The sequence below is a fragment of the Pseudomonas sp. PSPC3-2 genome, from assembly GCF_049897085.1.
In the GTDB taxonomy this organism is placed as follows: domain Bacteria; phylum Pseudomonadota; class Gammaproteobacteria; order Pseudomonadales; family Pseudomonadaceae; genus Aquipseudomonas; species Aquipseudomonas paraveronii.
On record NZ_JAFCVO010000003.1, the window covers coordinates 252,237 to 276,258 of the forward strand.

Annotated in this window: 30 protein-coding genes; 12 read left to right on the forward strand and 18 right to left on the reverse strand. The window is 61.6% G+C overall.

The window, feature by feature from the left end:
- Nucleotides 1-253 precede the first annotated feature (253 nt).
- The 4 genes from ftsY (at nucleotide 254) to rpoH (ending at nucleotide 4,265) form a co-directional block, all read left to right on the forward strand.
- On the forward strand, nucleotides 254-1,594 hold the full coding sequence (gene ftsY, locus ACP7CJ_RS07870; protein WP_426099969.1) for a signal recognition particle-docking protein FtsY: 1,341 nt from the start codon (nucleotides 254-256) through the stop codon (nucleotides 1,592-1,594).
- Complete coding sequence (gene ftsE, locus ACP7CJ_RS07875; RefSeq protein ID WP_247400282.1) at nucleotides 1,591-2,262, forward strand: cell division ATP-binding protein FtsE; 672 nt, start codon at nucleotides 1,591-1,593, stop codon at nucleotides 2,260-2,262. The genes ftsY and ftsE overlap by 4 nt, the downstream gene beginning before the upstream one ends.
- Nucleotides 2,259-3,281 carry a permease-like cell division protein FtsX gene (ftsX, locus tag ACP7CJ_RS07880; protein WP_426099970.1) on the forward strand — a complete coding sequence of 341 codons (1,023 nt, stop codon included), beginning with the start codon at nucleotides 2,259-2,261 and terminating at the stop codon, nucleotides 3,279-3,281. Before ftsE ends, ftsX begins: the two co-directional genes overlap by 4 nt.
- Nucleotides 3,282-3,410: 129 nt before the next feature.
- Complete coding sequence (gene rpoH, locus ACP7CJ_RS07885) at nucleotides 3,411-4,265, forward strand: RNA polymerase sigma factor RpoH (protein ID WP_169376087.1); 855 nt, start codon at nucleotides 3,411-3,413, stop codon at nucleotides 4,263-4,265.
- 119 nt (nucleotides 4,266-4,384) lie between these two features.
- Here rpoH and mtgA read toward each other — a convergent pair whose 3' ends face one another.
- Nucleotides 4,385-5,107: a monofunctional biosynthetic peptidoglycan transglycosylase gene (gene mtgA, locus ACP7CJ_RS07890; protein ID WP_426099971.1), complete on the reverse strand. Its 723-nt coding sequence runs from the start codon at nucleotides 5,105-5,107 to the stop codon at nucleotides 4,385-4,387.
- A 74-nt stretch (nucleotides 5,108-5,181) separates the two neighbouring features.
- Here mtgA and ACP7CJ_RS07895 point away from each other — a divergent pair, with 74 nt between their 5' ends.
- The 4 genes from ACP7CJ_RS07895 (at nucleotide 5,182) to trmB (ending at nucleotide 7,443) form a co-directional block, all read left to right on the forward strand.
- On the forward strand, nucleotides 5,182-5,562 hold the full coding sequence (locus ACP7CJ_RS07895; RefSeq protein ID WP_426099972.1) for a DUF423 domain-containing protein: 381 nt from the start codon (nucleotides 5,182-5,184) through the stop codon (nucleotides 5,560-5,562).
- 85 nt (nucleotides 5,563-5,647) lie between these two features.
- On the forward strand, nucleotides 5,648-5,848 hold the full coding sequence (gene thiS / locus ACP7CJ_RS07900; protein WP_247400313.1) for a sulfur carrier protein ThiS: 201 nt from the start codon (nucleotides 5,648-5,650) through the stop codon (nucleotides 5,846-5,848).
- 65 nt (nucleotides 5,849-5,913) lie between these two features.
- Nucleotides 5,914-6,708, forward strand: a complete 795-nt coding sequence (locus tag ACP7CJ_RS07905; RefSeq protein WP_017845016.1) for a thiazole synthase — start codon at nucleotides 5,914-5,916, stop codon at nucleotides 6,706-6,708.
- Between the two features lie 9 nt (nucleotides 6,709-6,717).
- Nucleotides 6,718-7,443, forward strand: coding sequence for a tRNA (guanosine(46)-N7)-methyltransferase TrmB (gene trmB / locus ACP7CJ_RS07910; protein WP_276195301.1), 726 nt, complete (start codon nucleotides 6,718-6,720; stop codon nucleotides 7,441-7,443).
- 142 nt (nucleotides 7,444-7,585) lie between these two features.
- On the opposite strand, the gene ACP7CJ_RS07915 is transcribed toward trmB, so the two are convergent.
- The 9 genes from ACP7CJ_RS07915 to ACP7CJ_RS07955 form a co-directional block, all read right to left on the reverse strand.
- Nucleotides 7,586-7,909: a DUF3392 domain-containing protein gene (locus ACP7CJ_RS07915; RefSeq protein ID WP_276195300.1), complete on the reverse strand. Its 324-nt coding sequence runs from the start codon at nucleotides 7,907-7,909 to the stop codon at nucleotides 7,586-7,588.
- 19 nt (nucleotides 7,910-7,928) lie between these two features.
- Nucleotides 7,929-9,131, reverse strand: coding sequence for a radical SAM family heme chaperone HemW (hemW, locus tag ACP7CJ_RS07920; RefSeq protein ID WP_426099973.1), 1,203 nt, complete (start codon nucleotides 9,129-9,131; stop codon nucleotides 7,929-7,931).
- A complete protein-coding gene (rdgB, locus tag ACP7CJ_RS07925; RefSeq protein ID WP_276195298.1) occupies nucleotides 9,128-9,724 on the reverse strand; it encodes an RdgB/HAM1 family non-canonical purine NTP pyrophosphatase in 597 nt (198 codons plus the stop codon). The genes hemW and rdgB overlap by 4 nt, the downstream gene beginning before the upstream one ends.
- Nucleotides 9,721-10,155, reverse strand: a complete 435-nt coding sequence (locus ACP7CJ_RS07930) for a DUF4426 domain-containing protein (protein ID WP_276195297.1) — start codon at nucleotides 10,153-10,155, stop codon at nucleotides 9,721-9,723. The genes rdgB and ACP7CJ_RS07930 overlap by 4 nt, the downstream gene beginning before the upstream one ends.
- Nucleotides 10,156-10,176: 21 nt before the next feature.
- Nucleotides 10,177-10,797, reverse strand: a complete 621-nt coding sequence (gene metW / locus ACP7CJ_RS07935; RefSeq protein WP_247407941.1) for a methionine biosynthesis protein MetW — start codon at nucleotides 10,795-10,797, stop codon at nucleotides 10,177-10,179.
- Between the two features lie 7 nt (nucleotides 10,798-10,804).
- The gene (metX, locus tag ACP7CJ_RS07940; RefSeq protein ID WP_247407940.1) at nucleotides 10,805-11,944 is read right to left on the reverse strand and encodes a homoserine O-succinyltransferase MetX; all 1,140 of its coding nucleotides are present in this window, start codon (nucleotides 11,942-11,944) and stop codon (nucleotides 10,805-10,807) included.
- Between the two features lie 104 nt (nucleotides 11,945-12,048).
- Nucleotides 12,049-12,636, reverse strand: a complete 588-nt coding sequence (locus tag ACP7CJ_RS07945; RefSeq protein ID WP_247407939.1) for a YggT family protein — start codon at nucleotides 12,634-12,636, stop codon at nucleotides 12,049-12,051.
- A gap of 39 nt (nucleotides 12,637-12,675) precedes the next feature.
- Nucleotides 12,676-13,494: a pyrroline-5-carboxylate reductase gene (gene proC, locus ACP7CJ_RS07950; protein WP_426099974.1), complete on the reverse strand. Its 819-nt coding sequence runs from the start codon at nucleotides 13,492-13,494 to the stop codon at nucleotides 12,676-12,678.
- Between the two features lie 33 nt (nucleotides 13,495-13,527).
- Nucleotides 13,528-14,214, reverse strand: a complete 687-nt coding sequence (locus ACP7CJ_RS07955) for a YggS family pyridoxal phosphate-dependent enzyme (protein WP_253399929.1) — start codon at nucleotides 14,212-14,214, stop codon at nucleotides 13,528-13,530.
- Nucleotides 14,215-14,271: 57 nt separating this feature from the next.
- Here ACP7CJ_RS07955 and ACP7CJ_RS07960 point away from each other — a divergent pair, with 57 nt between their 5' ends.
- Nucleotides 14,272-15,306 carry a type IV pilus twitching motility protein PilT gene (locus tag ACP7CJ_RS07960; RefSeq protein WP_276195295.1) on the forward strand — a complete coding sequence of 345 codons (1,035 nt, stop codon included), beginning with the start codon at nucleotides 14,272-14,274 and terminating at the stop codon, nucleotides 15,304-15,306.
- Nucleotides 15,307-15,457: 151 nt separating this feature from the next.
- On the opposite strand, the gene ACP7CJ_RS07965 is transcribed toward ACP7CJ_RS07960, so the two are convergent.
- Complete coding sequence (locus ACP7CJ_RS07965) at nucleotides 15,458-16,090, reverse strand: C40 family peptidase (protein ID WP_426099975.1); 633 nt, start codon at nucleotides 16,088-16,090, stop codon at nucleotides 15,458-15,460.
- A 250-nt stretch (nucleotides 16,091-16,340) separates the two neighbouring features.
- Between ACP7CJ_RS07965 and ACP7CJ_RS07970 the strand changes: the two genes are divergently transcribed.
- The gene (locus tag ACP7CJ_RS07970; protein ID WP_017845004.1) at nucleotides 16,341-16,769 is read left to right on the forward strand and encodes a TM2 domain-containing protein; all 429 of its coding nucleotides are present in this window, start codon (nucleotides 16,341-16,343) and stop codon (nucleotides 16,767-16,769) included.
- Between the two features lie 156 nt (nucleotides 16,770-16,925).
- On the opposite strand, the gene ACP7CJ_RS07975 is transcribed toward ACP7CJ_RS07970, so the two are convergent.
- The 7 genes from ACP7CJ_RS07975 to gshB all read right to left on the reverse strand — a co-directional run bounded on the left by ACP7CJ_RS07975 (nucleotide 16,926) and on the right by gshB (nucleotide 22,954).
- The gene (locus ACP7CJ_RS07975) at nucleotides 16,926-18,197 is read right to left on the reverse strand and encodes a dihydroorotase (RefSeq protein WP_276195293.1); all 1,272 of its coding nucleotides are present in this window, start codon (nucleotides 18,195-18,197) and stop codon (nucleotides 16,926-16,928) included.
- The gene (locus ACP7CJ_RS07980; RefSeq protein ID WP_276195292.1) at nucleotides 18,194-19,198 is read right to left on the reverse strand and encodes an aspartate carbamoyltransferase catalytic subunit; all 1,005 of its coding nucleotides are present in this window, start codon (nucleotides 19,196-19,198) and stop codon (nucleotides 18,194-18,196) included. Before ACP7CJ_RS07980 ends, ACP7CJ_RS07975 begins: the two co-directional genes overlap by 4 nt.
- A gap of 24 nt (nucleotides 19,199-19,222) precedes the next feature.
- On the reverse strand, nucleotides 19,223-19,729 hold the full coding sequence (gene pyrR, locus ACP7CJ_RS07985) for a bifunctional pyr operon transcriptional regulator/uracil phosphoribosyltransferase PyrR (RefSeq protein ID WP_276195291.1): 507 nt from the start codon (nucleotides 19,727-19,729) through the stop codon (nucleotides 19,223-19,225).
- 84 nt (nucleotides 19,730-19,813) lie between these two features.
- Complete coding sequence (gene ruvX / locus ACP7CJ_RS07990; RefSeq protein ID WP_426099976.1) at nucleotides 19,814-20,251, reverse strand: Holliday junction resolvase RuvX; 438 nt, start codon at nucleotides 20,249-20,251, stop codon at nucleotides 19,814-19,816.
- Complete coding sequence (locus tag ACP7CJ_RS07995; RefSeq protein ID WP_276195289.1) at nucleotides 20,251-20,820, reverse strand: YqgE/AlgH family protein; 570 nt, start codon at nucleotides 20,818-20,820, stop codon at nucleotides 20,251-20,253. The genes ruvX and ACP7CJ_RS07995 overlap by 1 nt, the downstream gene beginning before the upstream one ends.
- Before the next feature lie 197 nt (nucleotides 20,821-21,017).
- On the reverse strand, nucleotides 21,018-21,923 hold the full coding sequence (locus tag ACP7CJ_RS08000; protein ID WP_253399917.1) for an energy transducer TonB: 906 nt from the start codon (nucleotides 21,921-21,923) through the stop codon (nucleotides 21,018-21,020).
- 77 nt (nucleotides 21,924-22,000) lie between these two features.
- Nucleotides 22,001-22,954 carry a glutathione synthase gene (gene gshB, locus ACP7CJ_RS08005; protein WP_253399915.1) on the reverse strand — a complete coding sequence of 318 codons (954 nt, stop codon included), beginning with the start codon at nucleotides 22,952-22,954 and terminating at the stop codon, nucleotides 22,001-22,003.
- A 239-nt stretch (nucleotides 22,955-23,193) separates the two neighbouring features.
- On the opposite strand from gshB, the gene pilG reads away from it, so the two are divergent.
- Both pilG and pilH read left to right on the forward strand, forming a co-directional pair.
- The gene (gene pilG, locus ACP7CJ_RS08010; RefSeq protein ID WP_010564379.1) at nucleotides 23,194-23,601 is read left to right on the forward strand and encodes a twitching motility response regulator PilG; all 408 of its coding nucleotides are present in this window, start codon (nucleotides 23,194-23,196) and stop codon (nucleotides 23,599-23,601) included.
- Between the two features lie 46 nt (nucleotides 23,602-23,647).
- On the forward strand, nucleotides 23,648-24,019 hold the full coding sequence (gene pilH / locus ACP7CJ_RS08015; RefSeq protein WP_276195288.1) for a twitching motility response regulator PilH: 372 nt from the start codon (nucleotides 23,648-23,650) through the stop codon (nucleotides 24,017-24,019).
- Nucleotides 24,020-24,022 lie beyond the last annotated feature (3 nt).

Genomic DNA, 24,022 nt, shown 5'->3' on the forward strand with positions numbered 1-24,022 from the left:
ACTGCGGTCGTCATACCGTTCTGGATTCAGTTGTAGGATTGTTGGAGTTCGCGGCGGTTTTATCCGACGATCTTCCACTTTTCGCCGATTTTATCGCTTCAATCCCATATTGAATCGATTTTTTGAGGCGCTTATTTACGCCTCATAAAATGTTGCGCATGAACGAGCGGGCGTTAAAGCAGTCTGTTCTTCATTGAATTTTTATTTACCGAGGCGCCCTTGGCGCGTCGCTACCTTGAGATAGCCGTCCTCCATGTTTGGTTCCAACGACGACAAGAAGAGCCCAGCTGCGGCTGGCGAGAAAAAAGGCCTGTTCGGATGGCTGCGCAAAAAGCCGCAGGAAACCGTCGTCGAACAGCCGCAGGTTCAATCTGAGCCGATCCCGGAGCCCGTCGTAGACGCCGCACCGCTGGCGCCGGTGGTGTTGCCGATGGCTGAACCGGTGTTGCAGCCGGTGGTTGAAGCCGCATCGGAGCCTGAGCACAAGCCGTGGCTGGAACTGCCGGTGGCCGAAGAGCCCGTGGCACTGGTCGACGATGTGCAGGCCGAGCACTTGACGCCGCCGATTCCGCTGGTTGAGCCGGTGGCGGTCGAGCCGACTCCCGCGCCCGCCGTGATTGAGCCGCCTGCCGAGCCCGAGCCCGTTGTTGCTGCCGAAACCAGCAAAACCGGGTTCTTTGCCCGTCTCAAGCAAGGCCTGAGCAAAACCAGCGCAACCATCGGCGAAGGGATGGCCAGCCTGTTCCTGGGCAAAAAGACCATCGATGACGAACTGCTGGAAGACATCGAGACTCGCCTGCTGACCGCTGACGTGGGCGTCGAAGCCACCGCCGTGATCATCCAGAGCCTGACCCAGAAGGTCGCGCGCAAGCAGTTGACCGACGCCGATGCGCTGTACAAATCCCTGCAGGCCGAACTGACCGCGATGCTCAAACCGGTGGAAGCGCCGCTGGTGATCAGCCAGAAGACGCCGTTCGTGATCCTTGTGGTGGGCGTCAACGGTGCTGGCAAGACCACCACCATCGGCAAACTGGCCAAGAAGCTGCAACTGGAAGGCAAGAAAGTCATGCTCGCCGCCGGCGATACCTTCCGCGCCGCCGCCGTCGAACAGCTGCAGGTCTGGGGCGAACGCAACAAGATCCCGGTGATCGCCCAGCACACCGGTGCCGATTCCGCGTCGGTGATCTTCGATGCCGTGCAAGCCGCAAAGGCCCGTAACATTGACGTGCTGATCGCCGATACCGCCGGTCGCCTGCACACCAAAGACAATCTGATGGAAGAGCTGAAGAAAGTGCGCCGCGTGATCGGCAAGCTCGACGCCGAAGCCCCGCACGAAGTCTTGCTGGTGCTCGACGCCGGTACGGGCCAGAACGCTATCAGCCAGGCCAAACAATTCCACCAGACGGTGCAATTGACCGGCCTGGCATTGACTAAGCTCGACGGCACGGCCAAGGGCGGCGTGATCTTCGCCCTGGCCAAACAGTTCGGGTTGCCGATTCGTTACATCGGCGTCGGTGAAGGTATCGACGACCTGCGCACCTTTGAAGCCGAACCCTTTGTCCAGGCACTGTTTGCCGAGCGGGAGCGTTCATGATTCGATTCGAACAGGTCGGTAAACGCTACGCCAACGGGCATGTCGGCTTGCATGAGCTGAGCTTTCGAGTGCGTCGCGGCGAATTCTTGTTTGTCACCGGCCATTCGGGTGCCGGCAAAAGTACCCTGTTGCGCTTGCTGCTGGCCATGGAACGCCCGACCACCGGCAAACTGCTGCTGGCGGGCCAGGACCTGGCCACCATCAGCAATTCGCAGATTCCGTTCCTGCGCCGCCAGATCGGCGTGGTGTTCCAGAACCACCAGTTGCTGTTCGATCGCACGGTGTTCAATAACATTGCACTGCCGTTGCAGATCCTTGGGCTGTCCAAGGCCGAAATCATCAAACGTGTGGACTCGGCCCTGGAGCGCGTGGCGCTGTCGGACAAGACCGACCTCTATCCCGGCGACCTGTCCACCGGCCAGCAACAGCGCGTCGGCATCGCTCGCGCCATCGTCCACCGTCCGGCCTTGCTGCTGGCGGACGAACCCACCGGTAACCTCGACCCGCGCCTGGCGGCCGAGATCATGGGCGTGTTCGAAGACATCAATCGCCTGGGCACCAGCGTGCTGATCGCCAGTCACGACCTGGCACTGATCGCGCGTATGCGCCATCGCATGCTGACCCTGCAACGCGGTCGCCTGATCGGTGACGGGGAGGCCGGCGTATGAGTGCGACACGCAGCCCCAAGGTTTCCGAGCGCGTGGCGCCGAAACCGGCCGACCCGCAACCGAAAAAGAAAAAACACGACGAAGACGATGGCCCCGACTTCGCCACGCTGCTGCGCGCCTGGGTCGAAAACCACCGTGCCAGCCTGTTCGACAGCCTGCGCCGCCTGGCCAAGCAGCCAATCGGCAGCTTTTTCACCTGCATGGTGATGGCAGTGGCCTTGAGCCTGCCGATGGGCTTGTCACTGCTGCTTAATAATGTGGAGCGCCTTGGCGGTTCCTGGCAACGCGCGGCTCAGATTTCGCTGTACCTGAACCTGGACGCCAGCGCCAAAGATGGCGAGGCCTTGCGCGAAGAGATCAAGAACCTGCCGGGCGTGGCGGATGCCGAGTACATCAGCCGCGATCAGGCCCTTGAGGAATTCCAGCAACAGTCAGGCTTGGGTGAGGCGCTCAAAGAGCTGCCGCAGAACCCGCTGCCGGGCGTGGTGCTGGTGACACCCAATGAAGTCGACAAGCCAGCGCTGGAAGCCCTGCGACAAAAACTCGCAGAGATGCCCAAGGTGCAACAGGCGCAACTTGATCTAGTCTGGGTAGAGCGCCTGGCGGCGATTCTCAAGCTGGGTGACCGCTTTGTGTTCGGCCTGACGGTATTGTTGGTGTCTGCATTACTTTTGGTGATAGGTAATACCATTCGTCTTCATATTGAAAACCGCCGCACCGAGATAGAAGTGATTAAACTGGTCGGCGGCACGGACAGCTATGTGCGTCGTCCTTTTCTGTACATGGGCGCGCTTTATGGCTTCGGTGCGGGAATTTTGTCCTGGGGCTTATTGGCGTTCGGCCTGGACTGGCTGAACGACGCGGTTATCGGGCTGGCCGGCTTGTACGGCAGTGATTTCGCCCTGGCCGGAGTGCCGGTCGCAGATGGTCTGTCGCTCTTGCTTGGCGCGGTCTTGTTGGGGTATATCGGTGCGTGGATTGCGGTCGCACGGCATTTACGTGAGCTGGCACCGAAGTAGTTAATGTCAGATTAATGTGGTTTCGTTTGTATTGACCGTATCAGTGGTTTAGGGAACTTGTCTTACGGTTCCCGGTCAATTTTCGCAGTGCTGAACTGCACGAGTTATGTGAGTCGGAGGTTTTTTCGTATGACCACTTCTTTGCAACCTGTCTATGCCTTGGCCCCAGGTGCGAACCTTGAGGCCTATGTGCATACGGTCAACAGCATTCCATTGCTGACGCCGGAGCAGGAGCGTGAACTGGCCGAGAGTCTCTACTATGAGCAGGATTTGGGGGCGGCTCGGCAGATGGTGCTCGCCCACCTGCGTTTTGTCGTACATATCGCCCGTAGCTATAGCGGCTACGGCCTGGCCCAGGCAGACCTGATCCAGGAAGGCAACGTCGGCCTGATGAAGGCTGTGAAGCGCTTCAACCCGGAAATGGGTGTGCGCCTGGTGTCGTTCGCCGTGCATTGGATCAAGGCGGAAATCCACGAGTTCATCCTGCGCAACTGGCGCATCGTGAAAGTCGCGACCACCAAGGCCCAGCGCAAGCTGTTCTTCAACCTGCGCAGCCAGAAAAAACGCCTGGCGTGGCTGAACAACGAGGAAGTCCACCGCGTGGCCGAAAGCCTTGGTGTGGAACCGCGTGAAGTGCGCGAGATGGAAAGTCGCCTGACCGGCCATGACATGGCCTTCGACCCGGCCGCCGAAGCGGACGACGACAGCGCCTTCCAATCGCCGGCCAACTACCTGGAAGACCACCGGTACGACCCGGCGCGTCAACTCGAAGATGCCGATTGGAGCGACAACTCCAACCACAACCTGCACGAAGCGCTGGAAGTGCTGGACGACCGTAGCCGTGACATCCTCTACCAGCGCTGGCTGGCCGAAGAAAAAGCCACGCTGCACGACTTGGCGCAGAAGTACAACGTGTCGGCCGAGCGAATTCGTCAGCTTGAGAAAAGCGCGATGAACAAGCTGAAGCTGTCGATCGCTGCTTAAAAGTGTGGGAGGGGGCTTGCTCCCGATAGCAGAGTGTCAGTCGACATCAAGGTGACTGATCCACCGCTATCGGGGGCAAGTCGCACCGCACCGCCCCTCCCACATTTGTCTGTGTTGTGTCAGTCGGACCAGGGTGCCCTGCGCGAATTGTTCAACTCAACCAGATAGCCATCCCCACCCAACTGGCCCATCTGCTGGCGAATCCACGCCGCCCGCCGCGCCACATACGCCGTCGGATGGCTGGCGCTCCACACCCGCGGATTGGGCAACACCGCCGCCAGGTAGCTGGCCTGCTGCCGAGAAAGCGCCTTGGCACTCACCCCAAAGTGATGGCGCGCCGCTGCTTCGGCGCCGAACACCCCTTCATCCCATTCCACGCTGTTGAGGTATACCTCAAGAATCCGCTGCTTGGGCCACAGTACTTCGATCAGCCCGGTAAACCAGGCCTCCAGACCCTTGCGCAGATAACTGCGGCCGGCCCACAGGAACAGGTTCTTCGACACCTGCTGGCTCAGCGTACTGGCGCCACGGATCGAGCCGCCGCGCTCGTTGTGCAGGATTGCCGCCTGGATCGCGCCAAAATCGAAGCCCCAATGCTCGGGGAAACGCTGGTCTTCACCCGCCATCACCGCCACTTTGAGGTCGTTGGAAATCTCATCCCACGGCACCCAGGTGCGCTGCAGGTCAATCGGCTCGCCGTCAAACCAGGACTCGATCTTGCGCTCCACCATCAGCGCGGTGAACGGCGGCGGTACGACACGAAACAGCAGCACCAGCAACACGCTGCCGATGGCAAACCATTTCACGACTTTGAAAACACGACTGAAGAGGATACGCAGCATAGAGATGGCTTGGCCGAACCCGTTGAGCGGGCCATTATACAGACCCTGCCCAATGAGTCTGACTGGAGTTCCTCATGCTGCGTGGCTTTCTGATGTTGGCTGCCTTTTTCGGCTTCACCGGTGTCGCTCTCGGTGCGTTCGCCGCCCACGGCCTGAAAAACCGCCTGAGCGCTGAGTACCTGGCGATCTTCCATACCGGCGTGACCTACCAATTGGTCCACACCCTGGCGCTGTTCGGCGTGGCGCTGCTCGCCGCGCACCTGCCTGGGCGCCTGGTCACGTGGGCGGGCGTGTCGTTTGTCGTCGGCATCCTGCTGTTCTCCGGCAGCCTGTACGCGCTGACGATGACCGGCATCAGCAAGCTCGGCATCATCACGCCGTTTGGCGGCCTGGCGTTTCTGCTCGGTTGGTTCCTCCTGGGGCTGGCGGCGTGGCGCTTGCAACTGGCGGCTTGAAGCGCGCTGCTGATCAAAGGGTCTTGGGCCAGCTACGCCAATCGGGCTAGAATGCTTGCCCCTAAAAACGATGGCGGCCCATGGCATGCGCATTCAGTTGAACGGCGAATCCCTTGAACTGCCCGACGGCGAAACCGTCGCGGCCCTGCTGACCCGTCTGGACCTGACTGGGCGTCGCGTCGCAGTGGAACTCAACCAGGATATCGTCCCGCGTAGCCAGCACGCCGAGACCGCGCTCACCGAAGGTGATCAGGTGGAAGTGGTCCACGCCATCGGCGGCGGCTAGTCCTTCGCGCCACGCCTTTGTGGCCCCGAATTCTGCAGAACCTCACCCCATTTCGAGGATTTCCCATGAGCATCGTTCGTAGCGACAAGCCCTTCGTCCTGGCCGGTCGTACCTACCAGTCCCGTCTGCTGGTCGGCACCGGCAAGTACCGCGACATGGAAGAAACCCGCCTGGCCATCGAAGCCTCGGGCGCCGAGATCGTGACCGTGGCCGTGCGTCGCACCAACATCGGCCAGAACCCGGGCGAACCGAACCTGCTGGATATCCTGCCGCCGGACCGCTACACCATCCTGCCGAACACCGCCGGGTGCTACGACGCCATCGAAGCCGTGCGCACCTGCCGCCTGGCCCGTGAACTGCTCGACGGCCACAATCTGGTGAAGCTGGAAGTGCTGGCCGACCAGAAAACCCTATTCCCCAACGTGATCGAAACCCTCAAGGCCGCCGAAACCCTGGTCAAGGAAGGCTTCGACGTGATGGTCTACACCAGCGATGACCCGATCATCGCCCGCCAACTGGCCGAAATCGGCTGCATCGCCGTGATGCCGCTGGCCGGCCTGATCGGCACTGGCCTTGGGATCTGCAACCCGTACAACCTGCAGATCATCCTCGAAGAAGCCAAGATCCCGGTGCTGGTGGATGCCGGCGTGGGCACTGCCTCCGACGCCACCATCGCCATGGAACTGGGCTGCGAAGCGGTGCTGATGAATTCGGCCATCGCCAATGCCCAACAGCCGATCATGATGGCCGAAGCCATGAAACACGCCATCGTCGCGGGCCGCCTGGCCTACCTCGCCGGGCGCATGCCGAAAAAACTCTACGCCAGCGCCTCCTCGCCGCTGGATGGTCTGATCAAGTAAGAGCCATTGATGACTGAATCAAACGAAACGCCGAACACCGTGGAACAGGGCGACGAGTCCAAGCACCGCCGCATCAAGAGTTTTGTGATGCGCGCCGGTCGCATGACCGAAGGCCAGCAAAAGGGCCTGGAGCAAGGCACGCCGCTGTTCGTCCTGCCCCTGGCCGATGCGCCGGTGGACTATGACCCAGTGTTCGGCCGTTCGGCCCCGCGCTCCCTGGAAATCGGCTTCGGCATGGGCCACTCCCTGCTGGAAATGGCCGCAGCCGCGCCGGAACAGGATTTCATCGGTGTGGAAGTCCACCGCCCGGGTGTCGGCGCGCTGCTCAATGGCGTGCTGACTCAGGGGTTGACCAACCTGCGGGTCTACGACTGCGACGCGATTGAAGTGCTCAACCGCTGCATCGCCGACAACAGCCTCGACCGCCTGATGCTGTTTTTCCCGGACCCATGGCACAAAAGCCGTCACCACAAGCGCCGCATCGTCCAGGCGTCTTTCGCCGAGTTGGTGCGTAGCAAGCTGAAAGTCGGCGGCGTCCTGCACATGGCCACCGACTGGGAACCCTACGCGCAATACATGCTGGAAGTGATGAACGTCGCCCCCGGCTACCGCAACCTCGCCGAAGACGGCAAATGCGTGCCACGCCCGACCGAACGCCCGATCACCAAGTTCGAACGTCGCGGCGAGCGGTTGGGGCATGGGGTGTGGGATTTGAAGTTCGAGAAGCTGGCTTAACCCGCGCTCGGCATTGGAATGCAGTAAAAATGTGGGAGGGGGCTTGCCCCCGATAGCTGAGTGTCAGTCGACATCAAGGTGACTGAGCCACCGCTATCGGGGGCAAGCCCCCTCCCACATTTGTTTTATGTTGGGTTTGAGATCAGCGGCGGTCTGCGACGACGCCGATCAACACCAGCACCACCACCAATACCGGCGCCAGGCTGTAGTTATTGAACTGGCTCAACCCCCGCACAATCCACGGCGTGGCGTAGATCAGCGCCGCGCCGCTGCCGATCATGCACAGCAGGGCCATCAACGGCACGCGCAATGCGCCGGCGATGCTGCCGAGGCGGGCTTCGACCCAGCTTTTGATGTCGGCCCCGAACAGCACCAACAGGCAGCCGACGAGGGCCAGGGAGATTTCCGACAGGTTGCTGCGGCTCCAGCGGGATACCGTGGCGAGCAGGTCGAGTACCAAATCCATTCGATTTCCTTAAGAGCGATCAGCTCAAAAACTTCTGTAGCAGGTCATTGAGAAAAAGTTGCCCGCGGTCGGTCGCCGCCAGGCGTGACGGTTCGACCTGCATTAAGCCACTTTGTTCTGCTTCGGTGCGGCCTTCGGCGAGGCTCGTCAGGTCCAGCCCGGTGCGTTCGGCGTAGAGCTTGGCGTCGACGCCTTCGGTGAGGCGCAGGGCGTTCATCAGGAACTCGAACGGCAGCTCTTCGTTGGTCAGCTCCTTCGCGCCGGCCAGGAAACTTTTGGCCGGGTTTAGGTAGTCCTTCGGTGCGCGGGTCTTCCAGGTACGGACGATGCGCCCGTTCGGGTGGCTGAGCTTGCCGTGTGCGCCAGCACCGATGCCGATGAAGTCACCAAAGCTCCAGTAGTTGAGGTTGTGTCGCGCCGCACGCCCCGGTTGCGCATAGGCCGAGACTTCATATTGCGCGTAACCGTGTTCGGCCAGCAGCGCCTGGCCGGCTTCCTGGATATCCCACAGGGTGTCGTCTTCCGGCAGCGTTGGCGGCTGGTTCCAGAAGACGGTGTTGGGCTCCAGGGTCAGTTGGTACCACGATAGATGGGTCGGATTGAGCGCGATGGCCTGGCGCAGGTCGCTCAGCGCGTCGTCCAAGGACTGATCGGGCAAACCGTGCATCAGGTCCAGGTTGAAGTTGTCGAACCCGGCCTGGCGCGCCATGCCGGCGGCGCGCACGGCTTCATCGCCATTGTGGATGCGGCCCAGGGCTTCGAGTTTTTCCTGCTGGAAGCTCTGGATGCCGATGGACAGGCGATTGATTCCCAGCTTGCGGTAAGCCACGAACTTTTCTTGCTCGAACGTCCCCGGGTTGGCTTCCAGGGTGATCTCGATGTTGTCGGAAAACGGGATGCGCGCTTGTACGCCCTTGAGCAGGCGGCCCAGCGCGACGGCGCTGAACAGGCTCGGCGTGCCGCCACCGAAGAAGATCGAGCTCAGCTCCCGACCATAAACGGCGTGTAGGTCCTGATCGAGGTCGGCCAGCAGCGCGTCGACGTACTCTTCTTCCGGTAACACTGGGCTGGCGGTGTGGGAGTTGAAGTCGCAATAAGGGCATTTGCGCACGCACCACGGGATGTGGATGTACAGCGCCAGGGGCGGCAATTGGGGCAGGGCCGCACGGGGTGTTTGCGCGCCGCCGTGGATCAGCGGCTGCGCAGAGGTGTTCTCGGTCATTTCAAGCTCAGGCGTTGGCGCAGCAAAGCCATGGCGCGGGCGCGGTGGCTGATCTGGTTTTTGTCGGCCGGGCTCAGTTCGGCGCTGGAGACATTGCGCTCCGGCACCCAGAACAGCGGGTCATAGCCAAACCCATGTTCACCGCTGGCCGCATGCAGGATGCGCCCGTGCCACAGGCCTTCGCAGAGGATCGGCAGCGGATCATCGGCATGCCGCACCAGGGCCAGCACACAGACAAACTGCGCGCCGCGCTCGGCATCCGGCACGTCCTTGAGGGCGTCGAGCAGCTTGGCGTTGTTCGCCGCGTCGCCTTTACCGTCGGCATAACGCGCCGAGTAGATGCCGGGGGCGCCGCCGAGGAAATCCACCGCCAGGCCCGAGTCGTCCGCCAGCGCCGGCAGGCCGGACAGGCGTGCGGCGTTGCGCGCTTTGAGGATAGCGTTTTCGACGAACGACAGGCCCGTCTCTTCCGGCTCGACCTGGCTGAACTCGCCGATCGAACGCAGTTGCACGGACTCGCCGAGCATGGCCTGGAGTTCTTTGAGTTTGCCAGCGTTATGGCTGGCCAGTACGAGTTGAGTCAGGTTCATCATTCTGCCGGAAACAGTTCCTGATTGAATTGGAAACCATGGGCCTTGCCGCCGGCTTCAACGTTGATGGTGAAAACTCGTACTTCCTGTTGCGGTACGTTGTAGGGCGCGAGGTAATAGATCGCACCTTTCTCGGTAATCTGCTTGAACGTCAGGATTTCGCTCCTGCCGCTCAGGTCCTTGATCGTGCCGGTCACTTGCGCGGCCACGGGCGTCACGCCCTTGACCACGGCCACGTTGATCAACCCCTTGTTCTTACTGCGTACCACGCCAACCGCCTGGGCCGTTTCGGGTTGCAGGAAGCTGGAAGTGAAGGTGTTGTAGTGCACGGTGATATCGCCAAATTCTTTCTGGCGCTTACTGTCGATAGCATCGGCGGCCATGGCGCTTGCGCCCAGGCATGCGGTGAGTAGAAAAACAGCCAGACGACTCATGAGCGTCCCTCTTGAAAATGATTAGACGGCAATCTTGTGATCTGTCAGGCCAGGGCTGCTGACCCGGTAAATCCCGATTTCGCCCAACAGGTTGGGCCATAGTTTACTTGCCCAGCCGTGGCGGTGCTGTTGATCGACGGCAAGGCGGTTGATCACCTTGGCTTCCCGCTCGCTACACAGGGCTTCGAAGTCTTCGAAGGTGCAAAAGTGGATGTTCGGTGTGTTGTACCACGTGTACGGCAGGAAATCCGAGACCGGCATGCGGCCCTTGGTGGCCAGGTACCAGCGGCAGCGCCAGTGACCGAAGTTGGGGAAGGTGATGATGCACTGGCGGCCGACGCGCAGCATTTCGTCGAGGATGCGGTCCGGGTAATGCACCGCTTGCAAGGCCTGGGTCATCACCACGACGTCGAAGCTGTTGCTGGCAAAGTTGCCCAGGCCCTTGTCCAGGTCCTGCTCGATCACGTTGATGCCCTTGGCCACGCACTGGGCGATGTTGTCCGGGTCGTTTTCCAGGCCGTAGCCGGTGACTTGCTTGTGGTCGCGCAGCCAGCTCAGCAGTTCGCCATCGCCGCAGCCAAGGTCGAGCACGCGGCTGCCGGCGGGTATCCAGTCTTGGATGATTTCCAGGTCGGCTCTCATGGCGTTCTCACAAAATTATGCGGTTCATGTAGTTGCTGAACGCCTGCAGATAACGAGGGATCGGGATCAGGAAGGCGTCGTGGCCTTGCGGAGCATCGATTTCCAGGTAGCAGACGTCTTTCTTCGCCGCCATCAAGGCATCCACCAGTTCCCGCGAGCGGGCTGGCGAGAAGCGCCAGTCGGTGGTGAACGACATCACGCAGAACTTGGCCGACGCGCCCTCGAAGGTTTTCGCCAGGTCGTCGTCGAAGTTGGCCGCCGGGTCGAAGTAGTCCAGGGCCTTGGTCATCAGCAGGTAGGTGTTGGCGTCAAACCGCCCGGAGAACTCTTCGCCCTGATACCGCAGGTAGCTTTCCACCTGGAACTCGACGCTGTGGAAGTCGTAGTTGAGCTTCTCGCTCTTGAGGCCACGGCCGAATTTCTCACCCATGGAGTCGTCGGACAGGTAGGTGATATGCCCGACCATCCGCGCCAGCATCAAGCCGCGCTTGGGGATCACGCCGGCTTCCTGGAACGAACCGCCGTGAAAGTCCGGGTCGGTCAGGATCGCCTGGCGCGCCACTTCGTTGAAGGCGATGTTCTGCGCCGACAACTTGGGGGCCGAGGCGATGGCCAGGCAATGGCGCACGCGATCGGGGTAAGTGATGGTCCACTGCAGGGCTTGCATGCCGCCGAGGCTGCCGCCGATCACGGCGGCCCATTGCCGGATGCCCAGCAGGTCGGCCAGACGCGCCTGGCTGTGTACCCAGTCTTCCACGGTCAGTACCGGGAAGTCGGCGCCGAAGGGCTTGCCGGTTTCCGGGTTGAGGCTGCTGGGGCCGGTCGAGCCGTTGCAGCCGCCGAGGTTGTTCAGGCTGACCACAAAGAATTTGTTGGTATCGATGGGTTTGCCGGGGCCGATGCAGCTGTCCCACCAGCCGGGCTTGCGCTCGTCGACGCTGTGGAAGCCGGCGGCATGATGATGGCCGGACAAGGCGTGGCAGATCAGCACGGCGTTGCTCGCGGTGGCGTTCAACTGGCCGTAGGTTTCATAGATCAGGTCGTAGGCTGGCAGCGAACGGCCGCAGGCCAGGGCCAGCGGTTCGCTGAAGTGCGCCACTTGGGGCACGACCAGTCCAACAGAATCGGGGGGAAAGGCAGTTGGCATCGACCCTGCTCTCGTTTAAATGAGGCGTAAGTCTAAAGACCGCTGCCCCTAGCGGCAAGCAAAGGCCGGAGGTTATCCGGCCCTGATACACAAGCGGCGCTGAATCAGATCAGCCCGAACAGCTCTTTGGGCATGAACGCGTAGAACGCAAGGCGCGGGATCACCCAGCTTTGCAGGAGCTGGATCGCGATAAACGCGAAGATCGGCGAGATATCCAGGCCGCCCAGGTTGGGGATCAAGCGGCGGAACGGCGCCAGCACGGGTTCGGTGATCTGGGCGACCAGTTCGGCCCCGGGGCTGCGGCTGCCGGGTGCGACCCACGAGAGGATCACGCTGATGATCATCGACCAGAAGATGATCTTTAAAAACAGCGAGAAAACCCCGATCAGCGCCCATGGCAACAGCAGGAGGGTCAAGGCCTGGTAGCCACTGAGCGTCAGGATCACCGCGAACAGCAGGATCTGCAGCAGCAGCGCCAGTACCAGCGAGGACATGTCCAGCCCAAACAGGCTAGGGATCACCCGGCGCAGGGGCTTGAGCAACGGCTGGGTGGCCTTCACCACGAACTGGCACAGCGGGTTGTAGAAGTTCGCCCGCACCAATTGCAGGATAAAGCGCATCAGCACGATCAGCAGGTACAGGCTGCCTAGGGTCTGGATGATGAAAATGGCAGCGTCATTGATTCCGAGCATGTTCGATTCCTATCTAGTCCTGTTGCAGGTTGGGGACGACTATTTGCCCAGTTGCTCGGCCATCTCGGCCGAACGATGTGCCGCGGCACCCAGTGCTTTTTCCACCAGGGCTTCGAAGCCCCCGGCCTGGAACGATTCGATGGCGGCTTGCGTGGTGCCGCCCGGGGAGGTCACACGGCGGCGCAACTCGGCGGCATCCACGTCGCTGGATACGGCCATCTGTGCGGCGCCCAGGGCGGTTTGCTCGGCCAGTTGCTCGGCGATGTCCTGGGGCAGGCCCAGTTTCACGCCGGCAGCGGTCATGGCCTCGATCAGCAGGAAGAAGTACGCCGGGCCACTGCCGGAGACGGCGGTCACTGCGTCCAGTTGCTGCTCCTGTTCCAGCCACACGGCGAGGCCCACGGCAGACAGCAGCGCCTGAGCCTGGTCACGCTGTTCGGCGCTGACTCCGGCGGTTGCATACAAACCGCTCACGCCTTTGCGCAGCAGCGCCGGGGTGTTGGGCATGCAGCGCACGATGGGCTGGGCGCCGAGCCAGTTGGTCATGCTGGCGCAGGTGATGCCGGCGGCAATGGACACCACCAACTGGTGGGGCTGCAGGCTCGGGCGCAGGCTTTCGCACACGGCCTTCATGGCTTGCGGCTTGACCGCCAGCACGATCACATCGACGCCCTGGATGGCCGCGGCGTTGTCGGCGAAGGTGTCGATACCGTGCTCGGCGCTGACGCGGGTGCGGGTTTCGGCGCCGGGGTCGCTGGCACGGATCTGTTGGGCTTGCAGGCCCTTGGCCCGCAGGCCGCCGATCAGGCTGGCCGCCATGTTGCCGGCGCCGATAAAGGCAATACGCGTGTTGCTCATGACAGGTCCTTATTCAGTGGGAGGTCAGCCATTTCACGGCTGGCCGTAGTCGCGGGCGCCAAACAGGGCGGTACCGATCCGCACCCAGGTGGCGCCTTGGGCGATGGCCGACTCAAGGTCGTGGCTCATGCCCATGGAAAGTGTGTCGAGCGGCAGGTTCAGGCTGGCCTGCAGGTCGCGGACGGTGGCGAAGGCGGCGTCCTGCGCGGCGCGGTCTTCCGTCGGCTCAGGGATCGCCATCAGGCCCCGCAGTTTTACGCGCGGCAGGGCGCTGATCGCTTGGGCCAGGGCCGGCAGGTCGGCGGGCGTGCAGCCGGACTTGCTGGCTTCGCCACTGACGTTGACCTGGATGCAGATGTTCAGCGGCGGCAGGTCGGCCGGGCGTTGTTCAGACAGGCGTTGTGCAATTTTCAGACGGTCCACGGAGTGCACCCAAGCGAAGTTCTCGGCGATCGCACGAGTCTTGTTCGATTGAATGGGGCCGATGAAGTGCCAACTCAAGGGCAGGTCGGTTAATTCGGCCTGTTTGCCCAAGGCTTCCTGCAGGTAGTTTTCGCCGAAATCACACATCCCGGCGGCATAGGCTTCGCGCACGGCTTGCGCGGGCTTGGTCTTGCTCACGGCCAGCAGGTGGATGCTGTTTGCGTCACGTTGCACGGCGTCGGCTGCGGCGCGGATGCGCTGGCTAACCAGGCCAATGTTGTCTGCTATCGTCGACATTCAAGATGCGCCCGTGGATATGGAGTCCGCGGCATTCTACTGGAAATGGAAAGCCCTATGGATATCACTGAATTACTCACGCAAAGCGTGCACCGGGGCGCCTCCGACCTGCACCTGTCGGCCGGCCTGGCGCCGATGCTGCGGGTGGATGGCGAGGTATGGCCGCTGGATGGGCCGGTGCTGTCAGCCACTCACGTGGCGGATTTGCTTAGCCCTTTGCTCAACCGCTATCAACAAAAGGATTTCGAAACATCTCTTGAAACGGATTTTGCCTTCGAACTGCCCGGCGTGGGGCGATTCCGGGTGAATGTGTTCCAGCAGGCGCGCGGCATGGGCGCGGTGTTTCGTAGCATCCCCGCGCAGGTCCAGAGCCTGGAAAGCCTTGGGTTGGGCGCTGTGTTCCAGCGTATCGCCCAGTTGCCGCGTGGCCTGGTGCTGGTGACCGGGCCCACCGGCTCGGGCAAGTCCACCACCCTGGCGGCGATGGTCGATCACCTCAACCAGCATCGGCGCCAGCACATCCTCACGCTGGAAGACCCCATCGAATTTATCCACCTGCCCAACCGGTCCCTGATCAACCAGCGCCAGGTGCATCGCGACACCCAGAGTTTTTCGGCTGCCTTGCGCTCGGCGCTGCGGCAAGACCCGGATGTGATCCTGGTGGGTGAACTGCGTGACCTGGAAACCATCCGCCTGGCGCTGACGGCGGCTGAGACCGGGCATCTGGTCTTCGGCACCCTGCACACCGCGTCGGCGGCCAAGACCGTGGATCGCCTGGTGGACGTGTTCCCGGCGGGGGAAAAGCCCATGGTCCGCTCGATGCTCTCGGAGTCGCTGCAGGCGGTGGTGTCCCAGGTGCTGGTCAAGAAGATCGGCGGTGGGCGCGTGGCGGCCCATGAAGTCATGCTGAGCACGCCGGCCATTCGCAATCTGATCCGCGAAGACAAGCTGGCGCAGATGGTCTCGGCCATGCAGACCGGCGGGGCGTTGGGGATGAAGACGCTGGATATGAGTTTGAAGGCGTTGGTCACGGAGGGCGTGATCAGCCGGGAAGCGGCGCGGGAGAAGGCGAGGGTGCCGACAGACATATGAGATCTTGTGGGCAATGAAATCAAATGTGGGAGGGGCTTGCCCCCGATTGCAGTGGGTCAGCTACAGATAAGCTGACTGGTCCACCGCTATCGGGGGCAAGTCGAATCGTCGCACCGCCCCTCCCACATTGGTACTGTATTCCAGCTTTAGATCAACGTTGGACGATCCGCAGGTTGTTCTGTTCTTTCGGCAGAACCCGTTTGGCGATTACGTAGTTCTTGTCCCAGAACGGTTTCTTCAGCGTATCGATGCTGACCGACTTGCCACGACGCGGTGCGTGGATAAAGCGGTCGTTGCCCAGGTAGATGGCTACGTGGTTAACCTTGCGGCTCTTCAATTTGAAGAAAAGCAGGTCGCCCGGTTTCAAGTCCTTGCGATCAACCTTCTGCCCGTGGCCGGCGGCCATGGCGTTGGAGGTGCGCGGTAAATCCACGGCGGCAACGTTGTTAAACGCATATTTCACCAAGCCGCTGCAGTCGAAGCCTTTACTTGGGCTGCTGCCGCCCCAACGATAAGGTGTACCGAGCACATTAACGGCGCGGCTGAGCACGGTGCTTTGCTTGGTGTTGCCTGCCATCAGGGCGGGTGCTGCCTTACCGTGGGCCTTGCTCAGTTTAGTCGGGCGGCTGACGGTCGGCTTTACGGATTTGGCCGTACTGGGCGTGCTGTGAACTTTAGGGGTGAAACCGTTGACGTTAGGAAGTCGTTGCTCACGATTGGTGGCGTGGGCGGCCAGTGGCATTAATAGGCAAATGGTTAGCCATGTCTTGAAAAATGGTCGCATTAGGCGTGGCTCTTATGGGTTTGCGCGCAACTTTATAACAGCTTTTTGTGTCGTTCTCAGGCCGTTTGTCGACTGAACCTTGGGGTCAAACTCAGGAAATGCGCGACGAATCGCCGCAATTGTCCTACACAAGTCAGGTGGCATAAGGCTTTCAGGGGAGGGAAGATACCATCGGCCATACGTCGGGCGCATGTAAAAAAGTCACAAAGAAAGTGAAAAAATTTATCTATCGCAGCCAAAGAGGTACTCCATGAACACCTATCGACAGGATGTTTCGCAGCAAGACACCCACAGCAAGGTGATCGGTTACCTGCTCTGGATTTTTGGTTTTACCGGCGCGCATCGCTTCTATTACGGCAAACCCGTCACTGGGACGATCTGGTTTTTCACGTTGGGCTTGTTGGGTATTGGCTGGCTGATCGACTTGTTCCTGATTCCGGCCATGGACCGTGAAGCCGACCTGCGTTTTACCGCCGGCCCGATCGAATACAACGTGGCCTGGATTCTGTTGGCGTTTCTCGGGGTGTTCGGTGTACACCGGATGTACCAGGGCAAATGGATCACCGGCCTGCTCTACCTGCTGACCGGCGGCCTGTTTCTGGTGGGGGTGCTGTATGACTTCTGGACGTTGAATACGCAGATTTCGATCCGTAACGCCGAGCTAAGGGGCGGGCGCTGAATCTCTCACCCATACAGACAGGCAAATGTGGGTGGGGGCTTGCCCCCGATGGCGGTGGACCAGTCAGCTTATCTATAGCTGACCCACTGCTATCGGGGGCAAGTCGAATCGTCGCACCGCCCCTCCCACATTGACTGTGCTCACTCCCGACTTGTATCAGGCCCGGTAGCTGATGCGTCCGTCTACCAGCGTGTAGCGCACGCTCGCCGGCAGGCTATGCCCGATGAAAGGGCAGTTCTCGCCCTTGGACAGCCAGTGCTCACCGGCAATCGTCGAGCTGGCTGGATCGAACAGCACCAGATCCGCGGCGGCGCCCACAGTCAACTTGCCCGCCGGTAGGCGCAAGGCTTCGGCAGGGCCGGCGCTCAGGCGTGCCAGCAGCGTTGGCAGGTCCAACAAGCCATCCTCCACCAGCGTCATCGCCAGCGGCAGCAACAGCTCGACGCTGCTGATACCCGGCTCGGTCGCACCAAACGGTGCCAGTTTGGCATCGCGCTCGTGGGGTTGATGATGGCTGGAAATCGCCGACACCACGCCGGACTTCACCGCTGCACGCAAGCCGTCGCGGTCGGCACGGGTACGCAGCGGAGGTTGTACGTGATACAGGCTGGAGAAGTCGATCAGTGCCTCGTCCGTCAGGATCAACTGATACAACGCCACGTCTGCCGTCACCGGCAAACCTCGGGCCTGGGCCTGGGCGATCAGGGCCACACCGCGGGCGCTGGTCAGTTGGCTGAAGTGCGCACGCACGCCGCTTTGTTCCACCAGCAGCAGGTCGCGGGCGAGGGCCACGGTTTCAGCGGTCTCCGGAATGCCCGGCAGGCCGAGGAAGCTGGCCACGGCGCCTTCATGGGCCAGGCCGCCTTCGGCCAGGTCGTGGTCCTGGGAGTGGAAGATCACCGTCAGGTCGAAGGTGGCCGCGTACTCCAGGGCACGGCACAGCGTGCGGGTGCTGCGGAAGCTCTCCAGGCCGTTGCCGAAGGCCACGCAACCGGCATCGCGCAGCGCGATCAGTTCGGCCAGTTGTTCGCCTTCCAGGCCTTTGCTCAGGGCGCCGATCGGGAACACTTTGCAATTGCCGGCTTCGCGGGCGCGGTCGAGGATCAGCTCGGTCACCGCCGAGGTGTCCAGCACCGGCTTGGTGTGCGGTGGGCAGCACAGGCTGGTGACGCCACCGGCGGCGGCGGCGCGGGTTTCGCTGTTGATGTTGCCTTTGCGGCTGTAACCCGGCTCGCGCAGGGCGACGTTCAGATCGACCAGGCCAGGCGCGGCCACCAGGCCCTTGGCGTCGATGGTTTCACTGGCGTTGAAAGCGCTGGGCGCGGCGCCGATGGCGATGATCTTGCCGGCTTCCAGATGAAGATCGGTGACTTGATCCAGGCCACTGGCCGGATCGATGACGCGGGCGCCGAGAATGCTGAGCTTCACTGGGCCTTCTCCTGCTCGAATTGACGTTGCGCGGTTTGCCCGCTCATGGCCATGGACAGCACCGCCATGCGCACGGCGATGCCGTAGGTCACCTGGTTGAGAATCACCGACTGGTTGCCGTCGGCCACTGCCGACTCAATCTCCACCCCTCGGTTGATCGGCCCCGGGTGCATCACGATGGCCTCCGGCTTGGCCCCGGCCAGGCGCGTGGTGGTCAGGCCGAACAGGCGGTAGAACTCGCCTTCGCTCGGCAGCAGGCCACCGGACATGCGTTCGCGTTGCAGGCGCAGCATGATGACCACGTCCACATCCTTGAGGCCTTCGGTCATGTCGGTGTAGACCTTCACGCCGTACTGCTCGATGCCGACGGGCAGCAGGGTTTTTGGCGCGATCACGCGGATATCCGGGCAGCCCAGGGTTTTCAGGGCCAGCATGTTCGAGCGCGCGACCCGCGAGTGCAGGATATCGCCGACGATGGCCACCGAGAGGTTTTCAAAGCTGCCCTTGTGCCGACGGATGGTGAGCATGTCGAGCATGCCCTGGGTCGGGTGGGCGTGACGGCCGTCGCCGCCGTTGATGATCGCTACCTGCGGGCACACGTGCTCGGCGATGAAGTGCGCGGCGCCGGAGTCGCCGTGGCGGACCACGAACATGTCCGCCGCCATGGCTTCGAGGTTGCGCAGGGTGTCGAGCAGGGTCTCGCCCTTGCTCGCCGACGAGGTGGACACGTTCAGCGTGATCACGTCAGCCGACAGGCGCTGGGCCGCCAGTTCGAAGGTGGTGCGGGTGCGCGTGGAGTTCTCGAAGAACACGTTGCAGATGGTTTTGCCGCGCAGCAGCGGGACTTTCTTAACCGCGCGGCCACCGACTTCGAGGAACGAGTCGGCGGTGTCGAGGATTTCGGTGAGCAGTTCACGGGGCAAGCCGTCGAGGGACAAGAAGTGTTGCAGTTGGCCCTGAGCATTGAGCTGCAGCGGGCGCTTGGCATCTAGAGGCGTCATCGCGGGGACTCTTTACAAGGCGGTTTAAAGGGCAAGGTCTTGCAGTTCGAGTACGAGCGGCGTGGGACCGGACAATTTTACCCGCTGCTGGGCTGAAAGCGACACGGTGGCGCCGACCACATCCGGGCTGATCGGCAGTTCGCCGGCGTCCAGGTCCAGCAGGCAGACCAGGGTCACACTGGCGGGGCGGCCATAGTCGAACAACTCGTTCAGTGCGGCGCGGATGGTGCGGCCGCTCATCAGTACGTCGTCGATCAGCACCAGGTGCTGGCCTTCGATCTCGAACGGCAGGGCCGACGGGCGTACTTGCGGGTGCAGGCCGTTCTGGCTGAAGTCGTCGCGGTAGAAAGACACATCCAGCGTACCCAACGGCGAATCGCTGCCCAACTCCTGCAGCAGCGCCTGGGCCACCCACACGCCGCCGGTGCGAATGCCGATGAAGCGCGGCTCGCTGATGGCACGGTGTTTCAGGTGGGCCTTGAGGCGAATCGCCATCTGGCTGATCAGTTCGGCGGGGTTTGGCAGGCTCATGGTCGCTCCTTCAAGGCCTTGCGCGACAGGGGTTGCCTGCAAGGTCCGGGCTCAAACGTAAAAAGACGCGGCAAGCCGCGTCAGTCAGGATTCAAATAACGCGGTGTTTTCATCCAGCCAACCCTGCAACAGCAAGGCGGCGGCGATGGCGTCTACCGGGTTGTCGCGGTAGCTGCCTTTCTGCCCGCCACGGTCGCGGCGCTCACCCTTGGCCTCGAAGGTCGTCAGGCGCTCATCGTGGGTATAAAAGGGCAGGTTGTAGCGGCCATTGAGGCGGCGCGCGAACTTCTCGGCGCGCAGGCACATCTCGCTGGGGGTGCCGTCCATGTTCAAGGGCAGGCCGACCACCACCGCGTCGGGCTTCCACTCCTTGATCAGGGCTTCGACCTGATTCCAGTCCGGTATGCCGTTCTGGGCTTTGAGGGTACACAGCTCGCGGGCCTGGCCGGTGATGACCTGGCCGACTGCCACGCCGATCTGTTTGGTGCCGTAGTCAAAACCGAGGATCAGACGCAAGGCCATCAGGCGTGCCCCGCCTGGCTGGTCAGTAGGCTGAGGTTGACCCGTAGCTTGGCCGCCGCCGCGTCCAGGCGCAGTTCGCAGGCGGTGTTGAACAGAATGTCGGCATCGTAGGGGCAGGTCAGCCAGGCGTTACTGGCCAGTTCGGCCTCCAACTGCCCGGCTTCCCAACCGGCGTAGCCGAGGGCGATCACGCTCTGCTCGGGGCCGACGCCGTCGGCGATGGCGAACAACACATCCTGGGACGTGGACAGCGACACGCCGTCGAGGTCCACCGTGGCCTGGAACTTCGGCCCGGTTGGGTGCAGTACAAAACCGCGATCGGTCTGCACCGGCCCGCCGGTATAGATCGGCACGCCCTGACAGCGGGCCGGCGGGTCGATCTCCGGGCGCAGTTGCTCAAGGATATCGGCCAGGTTCAGCTCCTGCGGGCGGTTCACCACCAACCCCATGGCACCATTGGCCGTGTGCTCGACGATGTAGGTCAAGGTCTGCGCAAAGTTCGGGTCGGCCATATGGGGCATGGCGATCAGGAATTGGTGCTTGAGGTAGGTCGGGCTGACATTTTTCATGTCCGCTAGTGTGGCGTTGGAGGGGCGAACTGACAAGCTGGGAGTGATCCGAATACAGCGCCGTCGGCTTTTCTGTAGGAGCGAGCTTGCTCGCGAAAAACTTGAAAGCGACGCGGTTCTGCCTGGAGCGCTTCGTTATCGTTGAGGTTTTTCGCGAGCAAGCTCGCTCCTACAGTGATTGGTGTTGATTGGGGTTATCAATTGCTGGACAGGCGATCGCCCTTGGCAAACCGCCAGGTGCGGATGATTTCCAGGCGGTCCACGTCATTCAAGTCGCCGGTAAACGGGGCGAAGGGCGCGGCCAGGCGCACGATGCGCTGGGCGGCCTGGTCCAGCAACGGCTGGCCGGACGATTCCAGCACTTGCACTTCATATAACGTGCCGTCGCGGTTGATCGACACCAACAGGCGCAAATTGCCGTAAATCTGTTGGCGGCGGGCCTCGTCCGGGTAGTTGAGGTTGCCGATGCGTTCGACCTTCTTGCGCCACTCGTCCTTATACCAGGCGCCTTTGTCACGCATGGTGGACGCGGCGTTCAGGCGGTAGATGCGCGGGCGCTTGGCGTAGAGCTGTTGCTCATTGGCCAGTTCGGCTTCAAGGCTGGAAATCTGGTCGGAGAGCTGCGAACTGTCGAAGGTCGGCGCCGGCTTGACGGGCTCGGGTTGCGGTTCGGTCTTGGATTTTTCGCGCTGGGTCGGGGCTTTTTGCGGTTTCGGCGCGACGGTGGTCACCACGGGCTTGGGCGCGGTCTGCTTGACTTCGGGCTTGGCGGCCGGCGGCGGGGTGACTTTATTGACCTTGTTGTCCTGGAACGGCGCCACTTCAGTGGTCTTGGGCACGGCTTTCTTGTCCAGCGTGCCGCTGCCCTGCTGATTGTCCTGAGCGAGAAAATCGGCCTTCTCGGGCTTCTTTTCGCTCTTGAACGTGGCGAGGGTGATTTCCAGGGTCTTGGTGATTTGCTTGGGTTCGACCATGGTGAAACCCACGCCGAGAATCAGCACCAGGTGAATCAACGCCGCGAGAAACAGGGTAAATCCGAGCCGATCAGCCGGGCGCACGCCGCTGGGGGAGGGTTCGAAGGGCAGATCGGACGGGAGCGTCATGACAAGAAAACCAACATCGCGCGTTTCACAGGTGGCGCATGATAACGCAATGTTGGTGGCTGTCCGGCTGTTCTATGTCACTTGGCTTGTAGCTTGCGTTCAATCGCGGCCATCAGCATTTCGCCGATGTTCGTGCCAAATGCATTGTCGATCTCGCGAATACAGGTCGGGCTGGTGACGTTGATTTCGGTGAGGTGTTCACCAATTACGTCGAGGCCTACAAACAGCAAACCTTTTTCCCGCAGCGTCGGGCCAACTTGGGAGGCAATCCAGCGGTCCTTGTCCGACAAAGGCCGGGCTTCGCCACGACCGCCGGCCGCCAGGTTGCCACGGGTCTCGCCGGCTGCCGGGATGCGCGCCAGGCAATAATCCACCGGTTCGCCGTCGATCATCAGGATGCGCTTGTCGCCGTCCTTGATCGCCGGCAGATAAGCCTGGCCCATGATCTGCTGGGTGCCCAGGGCGGTCAGGGTTTCCAGGATCACCGACAGGTTCGGGTCGCCGGCGCGGTGGCGGAAGATCGAGGTGCCGCCCATGCCGTCCAGCGGCTTGAGGATCACATCGCCGTGTTTGGCGGCGAACTCACGCAGCACATCGGCGCGGCGGCTGACCACGGTCGGTGGCGTGCAGTGCGGGAAGAGCGTGGCGAACAGCTTTTCATTGCAGTCGCGCAGGCTCTGCGGCTTGTTGACGATCAGCACGCCAGCGCGCTCGGCCTGCTCGAGCAGGTAGGTGGAGTAGACGAATTCCATGTCGAACGGCGGGTCCTTGCGCATCAGGATCACGTCCAGGTCGCTCAGGGGGCTGTCGATTTCGTCTTGCAGCTCGAACCACTTTTCAGGGTTGGCAAACACCTCAAGCGGACGCATCCGCGCACGCGCCTGGCCGTCGCCCTGGTAAAGGTCGCGCTGTTCCATATAGAACAGGCTCCAGCCGCGGGCCTGGGCGGCCAGGAGCATGGCCAGCGAGCTGTCCTTTTTATAGGAAATGCTGGCGATAGGGTCCATGACAATGCCGACGCGAACGCTCATGGGGGATTTCCTCTAGCAAATTAGGGCGCATAAAAGTGGCGTCAGAGTGGCGCTGCGGCTGTTGTGGGTCAAGGAAAAACCACCTAGCGGGTCGCTCGATAGATTGCTCCACGAGACTGTGCTAAAAAGACTGCCACGGTGCAGCAGCCCCTGAATTCCAAGGCTTCTGGCGCTCATTCTGGGCGGCATCAGGCAGTACACACCGAAAACCGATTCGCTGTGGCGATGGTAGAGCAGATATGGAACAGCATTCCAACGCCTTGAGAGTGATGGTGATCGACGATTCGAAAACGATCCGCCGCACCGCCGAGACCCTGTTGAAGAACGTGGGGTGCGATGTCATCACGGCCATCGATGGTTTCGATGCCCTGGCCCGGATTGTGGATCATCACCCGCACATTATCTTTGTCGACATCATGATGCCGCGCCTGGATGGCTATCAGACTTGCGCCCTGGTGAAGAACAACCCGGCGTTCAAGTCGATCCCGGTGATCATGCTGTCCTCCAAGGACGGCCTGTTCGACAAGGCCAAGGGGCGCATCGTCGGGGTCGATCAGTTTTTGACCAAGCCTTTCAGCAAGGAAGAACTGCTGGGTGCGATCAAGGCCTACGTGCCGGGTTTCGCCGCAGTAGAACAAGCACACTGACGCAACCTCACAAGGGCGTGCGTCTACCAATGTAGTGGGGAAAACCATGGCACGTGTTCTGATCGTCGACGATTCGCCGACCGAAATGTACAAACTGAGCGGCATGCTGGAAAAGCACGGCCATCAGGTCCTCAAGGCCGAAAATGGCGCCGACGGCGTAGCACTTGCGTCCCAGGAGAAGCCCGATGCGGTGTTGATGGATATCGTCATGCCGGGCCTCAACGGCTTCCAGGCCACGCGCCAGTTGAGCAAGCACAACGATCCGAGCATCAACTCGATACCGATCATCATCATTACCACCAAAGATCAGGAAACCGACAAGATCTGGGGCGAGCGCCAGGGCGCCAGGGATTACCTGACAAAGCCTGTGGACGAAGAAACCCTGATCGCCACCCTGAACAAGGTGTTGGCCGGCTGACGG

Excerpts from the sequence above, each read along its gene's own strand:
- ftsY (WP_426099969.1), top strand. The coding sequence starts at position 254 with ATGTTTGGTTCCAACGACGACAAGAAGAGCCCAGCTGCGGCTGGCGAG.
- ftsE (WP_247400282.1), top strand. The coding sequence starts at position 1,591 with ATGATTCGATTCGAACAGGTCGGTAAACGCTACGCCAACGGGCATGTC.
- ftsX (WP_426099970.1), top strand. The coding sequence starts at position 2,259 with ATGAGTGCGACACGCAGCCCCAAGGTTTCCGAGCGCGTGGCGCCGAAA.
- rpoH (WP_169376087.1), top strand. The coding sequence starts at position 3,411 with ATGACCACTTCTTTGCAACCTGTCTATGCCTTGGCCCCAGGTGCGAAC.
- mtgA (WP_426099971.1), bottom strand. The coding sequence starts at position 5,107 with ATGCTGCGTATCCTCTTCAGTCGTGTTTTCAAAGTCGTGAAATGGTTT.
- ACP7CJ_RS07895 (WP_426099972.1), top strand. The coding sequence starts at position 5,182 with ATGCTGCGTGGCTTTCTGATGTTGGCTGCCTTTTTCGGCTTCACCGGT.
- thiS (WP_247400313.1), top strand. The coding sequence starts at position 5,648 with ATGCGCATTCAGTTGAACGGCGAATCCCTTGAACTGCCCGACGGCGAA.
- ACP7CJ_RS07905 (WP_017845016.1), top strand. The coding sequence starts at position 5,914 with ATGAGCATCGTTCGTAGCGACAAGCCCTTCGTCCTGGCCGGTCGTACC.
- trmB (WP_276195301.1), top strand. The coding sequence starts at position 6,718 with ATGACTGAATCAAACGAAACGCCGAACACCGTGGAACAGGGCGACGAG.
- ACP7CJ_RS07915 (WP_276195300.1), bottom strand. The coding sequence starts at position 7,909 with ATGGATTTGGTACTCGACCTGCTCGCCACGGTATCCCGCTGGAGCCGC.
- hemW (WP_426099973.1), bottom strand. The coding sequence starts at position 9,131 with ATGACCGAGAACACCTCTGCGCAGCCGCTGATCCACGGCGGCGCGCAA.
- rdgB (WP_276195298.1), bottom strand. The coding sequence starts at position 9,724 with ATGATGAACCTGACTCAACTCGTACTGGCCAGCCATAACGCTGGCAAA.
- ACP7CJ_RS07930 (WP_276195297.1), bottom strand. The coding sequence starts at position 10,155 with ATGAGTCGTCTGGCTGTTTTTCTACTCACCGCATGCCTGGGCGCAAGC.
- metW (WP_247407941.1), bottom strand. The coding sequence starts at position 10,797 with ATGAGAGCCGACCTGGAAATCATCCAAGACTGGATACCCGCCGGCAGC.
- metX (WP_247407940.1), bottom strand. The coding sequence starts at position 11,944 with ATGCCAACTGCCTTTCCCCCCGATTCTGTTGGACTGGTCGTGCCCCAA.
- ACP7CJ_RS07945 (WP_247407939.1), bottom strand. The coding sequence starts at position 12,636 with ATGCTCGGAATCAATGACGCTGCCATTTTCATCATCCAGACCCTAGGC.
- proC (WP_426099974.1), bottom strand. The coding sequence starts at position 13,494 with ATGAGCAACACGCGTATTGCCTTTATCGGCGCCGGCAACATGGCGGCC.
- ACP7CJ_RS07955 (WP_253399929.1), bottom strand. The coding sequence starts at position 14,214 with ATGTCGACGATAGCAGACAACATTGGCCTGGTTAGCCAGCGCATCCGC.
- ACP7CJ_RS07960 (WP_276195295.1), top strand. The coding sequence starts at position 14,272 with ATGGATATCACTGAATTACTCACGCAAAGCGTGCACCGGGGCGCCTCC.
- ACP7CJ_RS07965 (WP_426099975.1), bottom strand. The coding sequence starts at position 16,090 with ATGCGACCATTTTTCAAGACATGGCTAACCATTTGCCTATTAATGCCA.
- ACP7CJ_RS07970 (WP_017845004.1), top strand. The coding sequence starts at position 16,341 with ATGAACACCTATCGACAGGATGTTTCGCAGCAAGACACCCACAGCAAG.
- ACP7CJ_RS07980 (WP_276195292.1), bottom strand. The coding sequence starts at position 19,198 with ATGACGCCTCTAGATGCCAAGCGCCCGCTGCAGCTCAATGCTCAGGGC.
- pyrR (WP_276195291.1), bottom strand. The coding sequence starts at position 19,729 with ATGAGCCTGCCAAACCCCGCCGAACTGATCAGCCAGATGGCGATTCGC.
- ruvX (WP_426099976.1), bottom strand. The coding sequence starts at position 20,251 with ATGGCCTTGCGTCTGATCCTCGGTTTTGACTACGGCACCAAACAGATC.
- ACP7CJ_RS07995 (WP_276195289.1), bottom strand. The coding sequence starts at position 20,820 with ATGAAAAATGTCAGCCCGACCTACCTCAAGCACCAATTCCTGATCGCC.
- ACP7CJ_RS08000 (WP_253399917.1), bottom strand. The coding sequence starts at position 21,923 with ATGACGCTCCCGTCCGATCTGCCCTTCGAACCCTCCCCCAGCGGCGTG.
- gshB (WP_253399915.1), bottom strand. The coding sequence starts at position 22,954 with ATGAGCGTTCGCGTCGGCATTGTCATGGACCCTATCGCCAGCATTTCC.
- pilG (WP_010564379.1), top strand. The coding sequence starts at position 23,194 with ATGGAACAGCATTCCAACGCCTTGAGAGTGATGGTGATCGACGATTCG.
- pilH (WP_276195288.1), top strand. The coding sequence starts at position 23,648 with ATGGCACGTGTTCTGATCGTCGACGATTCGCCGACCGAAATGTACAAA.